10 protein-coding genes and 2 pseudogenes are annotated in these 6,774 nt (G+C 66.7%); 6 read left to right on the top strand and 6 right to left on the bottom strand.

The genetic code is table 11. The annotated features are described in order from the left end of the window. Together JO059_RS05010 and JO059_RS05005 are read right to left on the bottom strand one after the other, a co-directional pair. Positions 1 to 223: hypothetical protein (locus JO059_RS05010; protein ID WP_293315002.1), on the bottom strand; the 223-nt coding region annotated here is incomplete at its 3' end. A gap of 120 nt (positions 224 to 343) precedes the next feature. Next, entirely contained in the window at positions 344 to 1,126 is a 783-nt protein-coding gene (locus tag JO059_RS05005) for a VOC family protein (protein ID WP_293315001.1), read from the bottom strand. A gap of 521 nt (positions 1,127 to 1,647) precedes the next feature. Between JO059_RS05005 and JO059_RS05000 the strand changes: the two genes are divergently transcribed. From JO059_RS05000 to JO059_RS04990, 3 genes are all read left to right on the top strand, one after another. Then, positions 1,648 to 1,902, top strand: coding sequence for a hypothetical protein (locus JO059_RS05000; RefSeq protein WP_293315000.1), 255 nt, complete (start codon positions 1,648 to 1,650; stop codon positions 1,900 to 1,902). After that, positions 1,895 to 2,308 (top strand): type II toxin-antitoxin system VapC family toxin, encoded by a 414-nt coding sequence (locus tag JO059_RS04995; RefSeq protein ID WP_293314999.1) that lies wholly within the window; start codon positions 1,895 to 1,897, stop codon positions 2,306 to 2,308. Before JO059_RS05000 ends, JO059_RS04995 begins: the two co-directional genes overlap by 8 nt. Positions 2,309 to 2,378: 70 nt before the next feature. Continuing rightward, complete coding sequence (locus tag JO059_RS04990; protein WP_293314998.1) at positions 2,379 to 3,227, top strand: SDR family NAD(P)-dependent oxidoreductase; 849 nt, start codon at positions 2,379 to 2,381, stop codon at positions 3,225 to 3,227. Here the strand turns inward: JO059_RS04990 and JO059_RS04985 are convergent. Then, the gene (locus JO059_RS04985) at positions 3,224 to 3,841 is read right to left on the bottom strand and encodes an SMP-30/gluconolactonase/LRE family protein (RefSeq protein WP_293315003.1); all 618 of its coding nucleotides are present in this window, start codon (positions 3,839 to 3,841) and stop codon (positions 3,224 to 3,226) included. The two genes, JO059_RS04990 and JO059_RS04985, sit on opposite strands and share 4 nt — an antisense overlap. Here JO059_RS04985 and JO059_RS04980 point away from each other — a divergent pair. Further along, positions 3,804 to 4,061, top strand: coding sequence for a hypothetical protein (locus JO059_RS04980; RefSeq protein WP_293315004.1), 258 nt, complete (start codon positions 3,804 to 3,806; stop codon positions 4,059 to 4,061). The genes JO059_RS04985 and JO059_RS04980 overlap by 38 nt on opposite strands. A 122-nt stretch (positions 4,062 to 4,183) precedes the next feature. On the opposite strand, the gene JO059_RS04975 is transcribed toward JO059_RS04980, so the two are convergent. Continuing rightward, a complete protein-coding gene (locus tag JO059_RS04975; protein WP_293314997.1) occupies positions 4,184 to 4,591 on the bottom strand; it encodes a type II toxin-antitoxin system VapC family toxin in 408 nt (135 codons plus the stop codon). Continuing rightward, a complete protein-coding gene (locus JO059_RS04970; RefSeq protein WP_293314996.1) occupies positions 4,576 to 4,821 on the bottom strand; it encodes an antitoxin VapB family protein in 246 nt (81 codons plus the stop codon). The genes JO059_RS04975 and JO059_RS04970 overlap by 16 nt, the downstream gene beginning before the upstream one ends. 141 nt (positions 4,822 to 4,962) lie before the next feature. On the opposite strand from JO059_RS04970, the pseudogene JO059_RS04965 reads away from it, so the two are divergent. Both JO059_RS04965 and JO059_RS04960 read left to right on the top strand, forming a co-directional pair. Continuing rightward, a pseudogene (locus tag JO059_RS04965) lies at positions 4,963 to 5,973 on the top strand (FIST N-terminal domain-containing protein); the annotation flags it as partial. A gap of 79 nt (positions 5,974 to 6,052) precedes the next feature. After that, positions 6,053 to 6,443, top strand: a pseudogene (locus tag JO059_RS04960) (transposase); the annotation flags it as partial. Positions 6,444 to 6,522: 79 nt separating this feature from the next. On the opposite strand, the gene JO059_RS04955 reads toward JO059_RS04960, so the two are convergent. Further along, a partial coding sequence (locus JO059_RS04955) for a hypothetical protein (protein WP_293314995.1) occupies positions 6,523 to 6,774 on the bottom strand: 252 nt, incomplete at its 5' end.

The raw sequence follows: 6,774 nt of genomic DNA, 5'->3' as shown, positions 1-6,774 counted from the left end.
GCTTCTCGGGATCGTCGTCGTATTTCATTTGCAGAATGTCCCACATCGGCGGCCGGCGGGATAGTCCCGAATTCGCCGGAGTCGGCGTCGGCTTGATTCCCCCTTGGCTCAGGATGTCGGAGCCGGGCCGAAGCCCCGGGCGGCCGGTTCGCCGGCTGCGGACGATTGTCGCGACCGTCCGTGACTCTGCCCAGGTGTTCGTGGTCAAAAAGACCAGCCACATCAGCACCGGAACTAGCGGTGAGGCGATTCCATTGAGAGCGCAACACTTTGAGCAGCCACCACCCATCGCCGCAACCCGATGACATCGTGGACGAGTTCGTCATCGGCGACAATCGACGACCTACATCTGCTCCGCCGGCTTCAAAACACTGAACACCGCTCCCTGCGGGTCCATCAGGACGGCCGACCGCCCCACCGACGGTATGTCGAATGGCTCGACGATGACCTGCCCGCCCCCCTCGGTCGCCTTGGCCGCGGTGGCGTCGGCGTCATCGACGGCGAAGTAGACATGCCAATGGTTGGGCACACCTGGCATCTGCGGTTCCGTGCAACCGCCGACTTGGTTTTCACCGACCTTGAGCAGCGTGTAGTGCTGACCCGGTGCCATTTCCACGGCGGAGTGCGTCACGCCGACCACGGCCTCGTAGAAGGCCAGCGCCGATTCCGGCTTGTCCGTGATCAATTCGTGCCAGATGGGCGCGCCCGGCTCGCCGACCAGGGTCGCGCCGATGTGGCGGTTGGCTTGCCACAGCCCCACGGCCGGGCCGGTCGGATCGGCGACGAAGGCCATCCGGCCGGCTTCGCCGATATCGAACGCTGGCATCAGCACCTGGCCGCCCGCGGATCCCACCTTGTCGACCGCCGCATCGACGCCATCCACCGCGATGTAGGTATTCCACATGGGTGGCCGGCCCTCGGGTGCGCCCGGCGGCATCGGGGCGATCGCCGCCACCGTCTGTCCGTTCACCGTGGCCATCGAGTACACGGCGCCTTGCGGCATCGGGTTGTCGTCGTAACTCCAACCCAAGAGTGATGAGTAGAACTGCTTAGCTGCGGGCTGATCGGTGGTTTGCAGGTCGACCCAGTTTGGCGTGCCCTGGGCGTATTGGCTGATCTTGGGCATGATTCATCCCTTCCATCTGGCGAATGGATCGGCACCGGCCGGTGTAGCAGACGAGTCGATCGAGGATTCGGGCATCGGGCCCGATTGCAACGGTTCGGCGTAGGTCGGATGGCCACGCCTTCCGGCGCGACGAGTTCGCGGCCAATTCCCGGACACCGGTTCTTACGCTACCACCTGCGGGTGAGCGGCCCAAGCGGACGAAATCCTAAGTTATGAAAAGGAATTCGAGGGAGAGGACGGCGCGGCCGTGAATGCCATGGCGTCCACGTCCGGCCCGCGGTTCGCTCTGCGCGAAGCGCCCGGACCACAACTCGACAACCACGGCCCGTATCCAAGCGCCGGCTACCGACAGGGAGTCACGACGGACACCTGCGTGCCTCAATGCGGCGCTCGCCGCCACCGGTAATCACATGGGCCACGCGGGTACCCGACCCGGCCATGAGGCGATTTCACCGATTGGTCGGTCGCGCAACGGGCGCCTGTCGCCGAAAAGTGCGTAGCACGGGTGCTACGATGTGCGTGTGCCCAAACAGATCACCCAGCGGGAGCTGCGCAATAACAGCGGCGACATCATGCGCCAGCTTGACCAAGGCGAGTCGTTCGTCGTGACCAGGAATGGCATCCCGGTCGGCGAGCTTTCCCCGCTGCGCCGGCATCGATTCATCAGCGCCGAGGCGGCCGTCGCCGCGTTCAGGCGAGCTCCGCGGGTGGATTTCGACCGGTTCCGAGCTGATCTCGATCGGGCCGCCAGCCAGGAAATCACGCCGCGTGGCTAAGACCCCTCGTCCATCGCAGGGACTCATTGACACCTCGGTCGTGATCGATCTGGACTACATCGACGCCGAGCAGCTCCCCATGGAACTGGCCATCAGCGCCCTTACTATGGCGGAGCTCGCCGCCGCCCCTCACGCGACCGCCGATGCTGGCGAGCGAGCACGACGCCAAGACCGCCTGCAACGAGCCGAGGCAAGCTTTGATCCATTGCCGTTCGGTAGCGACTCGGCGAGGGCCTACGGACGCATCTACGCCTCGATCGTCGCGACGGGGCGCAAGGCACGCGGCCCCAGAGCCGTCGATCTGTTGATCGCCGCCACCGCCGTGGCCGCCAACCTCCCGCTCTACACGCGCAACGTCGATGACTTCCGCGGGCTCGAACACCTGCTGACCATCGTCGGCGTCTGATCCCGCGGGGTTCAATCGAACGCGACAATAGAAACCAGCCGTAGCGGTTTCGCGCAATGGAGGTCGGCCCGTGATCGATTTCGGACTATCGGGTAAGCGCGCCGTGGTGTCGGGTGCGGGCTATATCCCGGAACGCGCGGGCCATGGCTGGTTCACGTCGTTGGCCCTTGCCGAGGCGGGCGCGTCGGTGGCCTGTATCGACATCGACGAGCAGCGCGCGCATCGCATCGCCGACGAGATCGCCGGCCGGGGAGGCAAGGCCGTCCCGATCGTCGCCGATATGACCGACCCCGTGCAGGTCGGTCGGGCGATCGACGACGCTGTCGCCGCGCTGGGCGGGGTCGACGTGTGCGTCGACATCATCGGGGGCGCCACCTGGTCGAAGGTCGAGGACTTCACCACCCAATTGTGGGACGCGGCAATCCATTACAACCTGACCCAGGTCTTCTACCTGTTCCAGGCCGTCGGGAGGTACATGATCGCCCAGCGCAGCGGCGGGTCGCTGGTGGCGATCGCCTCGGTCGACGGCATCACGGCGGCGACCTACCACGCGGCCTACGGCGCCGCCAAGGCCGGCGTCATCTCGCTCGTCAATACCTTCGCCGACGAACTGGGGCGGTACGGCATTCGCGCTAACGCGGTCGCGCCGGGCAATGTAGGAACCGGGAACGAGGACCAGCTGCCAAACGAGTACGCCGTCAACGGAATTAACCCGCTCGCGGCGCCCCGCGCGCACGACATCGCCAACGCCGCGTTGTTCCTGTCTTCCGAGCTGGCCGCCCGCATCACCGGTCAGACGCTCGTGGTCGACGGCGGTGCGACCATCCGACAGCTATGGGGGTTGCCGGAGTCGATGATCCCGTCCGACCCGGACGACGCGCTGCCGGACTTCATGAGGCCCGGGCCGTCGGGCGGTTAGCGCTGGTGGATTAGCGGAAGGCCCGGCACCGAGCTTCTGCCCTTGAGCACGTATGGCGTCGTGATCGAGCCGATGTAGATGTCGCGCATGTCCGGTCCACCCCAGGCGATGCTGGTCGGGCCGTTCAATAGCGCGCCGTCGGGATCTTCGATCACGGTTGTTGCCCGGCCGTCCGGGCTGATCGCCACGATCCTGTTCGCTAAAACGAGTGTCACCCAAAGGTTTCCGTCGGCATCGAACGCGCATCCGTCGGCCATCGCCCACCGGCGACTCACCTGCGGGTCGGCGAGGAGCCGGCCGTGGTCGGAGCCGAACTCGTCGGGGCGCCGGTCCCCCAGCGGCGGGCCGAATCGCTTTGGCGGCCCGAGTGTTTCGCCCCGGATCGGAAAGCGCACCACGTCAGCGGCAACCGTGCGGACCACGTACAGGTAGTACTCGTTGCGGTCCAGCGCCATGCAGTTCGGGAAGCTCACGGCATCCGCGGCCACCTGCGCCAATTGGCGATCGGGCGTGACCCGAAAGATGAACCCGTCGGCGGTGCCGCGCGCGATGGTATCCAGAAGATCGTCCGCCATCGTGCTCACCGAACACCACAACGCCCCAACGGAATCCACCAGAACGAAGTTCAACCACCGCAGCGGACGTCCCCTCGAGTTGTCCGCCCAGCACCGTCGCGATCGCGCCCGTCGCCGGGTCAAGATCCTGCAGCACGCCCAAGCCGAAATTGGCGATCAGAAAGTGGCCGTCGCAGTCGCTCGCGATCCCGTTCGGCTCGCCGCCCGCCTCGCCGATGCGCCGAACCGTGTCCTCGTCAACGAGTTCTGCGACGGCTGAGACCTTGTCGGACGCGAACACCCGACCATCGCGGCCCACCACAACGTGTTCCGGGCGTTCCACGCCGCGTCCGAAGGGATGCAAACCGGTAACCGTAATGTGGGAGTTGCGTGTTCCACTCATTATGAGCGGTACTGCACGATGCCGAGGCCATCGATACGCCGGAAGTCAGCCGTATTCGCGGTGACGATCGGGATACCCCATCGTAGGCTCGTGCAACCGATCCAAAGATCGTTGCTGCCAATCAGTTCGCCGCGGCGGCGTAGCTCTCGGACCACTCTCGCGTAGACGAACGCGGTTTGGTCATCTACCGGAACGACGGTATGGCCTTCGCGCATGGCTTCGACGATCGGGTGCTCGACTCGGTCAAACCCCTCAGCGAACTCGCCCAGGGCGATAGTCGAAAGGAACAACTCGGCATCCGGCGAGCGTTTGAGGAATTTGTGCGCGGCGCCGTCGTCGTCACCCACGGCACGTTCCCGCTGCAGGTCGATGAGGAACGTGGTGTCGACGCTCAGCCGAAGCGCCATTGGTCCTCGGGCGGTGCGTCCGCATGCTGCGCCATGTCGAGGCGTTCCAGAATGTCGTCACTCACCGTCGGCAATTCGGCGAGGACATCCAGAAGCGCTGCCGCCGTGGCGGATTCGTTGCGCCAGTGCGCGCGCTTTATGACCTGAGAAAACGATTCGCTAGGCGAACGCCGAGCCGCCCGGAGGCGCTCGTATGCCTCGAGATCAATCGATATCGTCTTCGTGGCCATAATGCATGTATACATGCATGGATCTGCGTACACAACCCGTCGGGGTCGGCAATGGACAGTCGCCTACCTCTCAGCCGCGGGCGCGCGAAGCCCTCGCCCTGAACAGTTCGTCACACCTCGGGGTGGCGCCATCATGGAAGGGTGCGGATCGGAGTCGGCGTTTCCACCACGCCCGACGCATGGCAGGCCGCAGCGGAGGCCACAGCGCACGCGCGCGACGAGCTCGCGGGTGAGGCGCCGTCGCTGGCCGTGTTACTCGCGTCGCGATCACACACCGACCTGGCCGTCGACGTCCTCGACGCGGTGCAGCGGATGGTCGAGGCGCCCCCGCTGATCGGTCGCGTCGCCCAGGCGATCGTCGCCGGCCGCCACGAGATCGAGGACGAGCCCGCGGTGGCGGTGTGGCTAGCGTCCGGTCTTGCCGCCGAGACGTTCCAGCTGGACTTCGTGCGCACCGGCTCGGGTGGACTGATCACCGGTTACCGGTTCGACCGGACCACGCACGATCTGCACCTGCTGCTGCCGGACCCGTACACCTTCCCGTCAAGCCTGCTCGTCGAGCACCTCAACACCGACCTGCCGGGAACGACCGTGGTGGGCGGCGTGGTCAGCGGCGGACGGGGACCGGGCGACACCCGGCTGTTCCGCGACCACGGCGTGCTCACCTCCGGCCTCGTCGGCGTGCGCCTGCCCGGCGTGCACGTAGTCCCCATCGTGTCGCAGGGCTGCCGGCCGATCGGCGACCCCTACATCGTCACCGGCGCGGACGGAGCGCGGATCACCGAGCTGGGCGGCCGCACGCCGCTGCAGCGCCTGCGTGAGATCGTCGAGGGGCTGCCGCGCGACGAGTAGGAACTGGTCAGCCACGGCCTGTCGACCGGGATCGTCGTCGACGAGCACCTGGCCGCACCGGCTCAGGGCGACTTCCTGATCCGCGGGCTGCTCGGTGCCGACGAATCGACCGGGGAGATCGAGATCGGCGATGTCGTCGAGGTCGGCGCGACCGTGCAGTTCCAGGTCCGTGACGCGGCGGGCGCCGACACGGACCTGCGCCTGACCGTCGAGCGGGCGGCGGCGGAGCTGCCCGGCCGTCCGGTGGGCGCGCTGTTGTTCACCTGCAACGGCCGTGGGCGGCGGATGTTCGGGGTCGCCTGCCGATGAGGCCAACGACAACGCCGGGGGCAGCGGCCGGTCGTTGTTGGATGAGATCGTCCGCGACGGCGCGCGGCAGATGCTGGCCGCCGCGTTGGCCGCCGAGGTCGCTGCATATGTCGAGCAGTTCTCCGATCAACGACGAGGATGGTCGGCGTCTGGTGGTGCGCAATGGATATCACCAACCCCGGGAGGTGCTGACCGCCGCGGGCGCGGTCACGGTGCGGGCGCCGCGGGTCAACGACAAGCGTGTCGACGCTGATTCCGGTGAGCGCCAGCGGTTCTCTTCGGCGATCCTGCCGGCTTGGGCGCGTAAGTCTCCCCAGATCAGCGAGGTGCTGCCGCTGCTGTATCTGCATGGGCTGTCCAGTAGGGATTTCGGGCCGGCCCTGGATCAGTTCCTGGGGTCGGGGGCAGGGCTATCGGCGACGACGATCACCAGGCTGATCAGCCAGTGGCAAGACGAAGCCGCCGTCCGCCAAACCGACCGCGACGACGACGCCGTCTCCCGCCCGGGGCGCACGTGACGAGCGGAAGCTTGTGCTCGCGTCAACGGGTGGCGACCGGATCCTCGAACAAGTCGTAGCTGCCGGTGGCCTTCGACTGCTCGGCCGCCTTATGCGCGGTGCCCCGCCATCGGACGTGGGCGGCCACCTCGGCAGGCGGCCGCAACCCGTCGGTGAGGTGTCCCGTGGGCATCTCCTCATCCATCAGCGGCACCCACAGATACGGATGTAGGAACCGAACCCCGAACAACATCAGGTTGTGCGTGCCCGGCAGCGCCGCCGAGGGCGCGACCAT

Origin of the sequence: Mycobacterium sp. (assembly GCF_019247615.1) — a bacterium.
Lineage (GTDB): Bacteria > Actinomycetota > Actinomycetes > Mycobacteriales > Mycobacteriaceae > Mycobacterium.
This window is presented reverse-complemented; position numbering and strand designations above follow the sequence as displayed.